We start from the raw sequence: 223 nt of genomic DNA on the forward strand, positions 1-223 counted from the left end.
TGGTAGAGCAACTGACTTGTAATCAGTAGGTTGGGGGTTCAAGTCCTCTAGCCGGCATCATTTAGGGGCATAGTTTAAAGGTAGAACTGAGGTCTCCAAAACCTCCAGTGTGGGTTCGATTCCTACTGCCCCTGTAAAGTATATGGGCCTATAGCTCAGCTGGTTAGAGCGCACGCCTGATAAGCGTGAGGTCGATGGTTCGAGTCCATTTAGGCCCACCATA

At 49.8% G+C, this 223-nt stretch carries 2 tRNA genes; both read left to right on the top strand.

Annotated features, from left to right (window positions below):
- Window positions 1-63 precede the first annotated feature (63 nt).
- Window positions 64-134: transfer RNA gene (locus IBT51_RS26940), tRNA-Trp, on the top strand.
- 10 nt (window positions 135-144) lie between these two features.
- Window positions 145-221: transfer RNA gene (locus tag IBT51_RS26945), tRNA-Ile, on the top strand.
- The last annotated feature ends 2 nt before the right edge of the window (window positions 222-223 follow it).

Source organism: Bacillus sp. S71 (assembly GCF_016625265.1).
Lineage (GTDB): Bacteria > Bacillota > Bacilli > Bacillales > Bacillaceae_G > Bacillus_A > Bacillus_A cereus.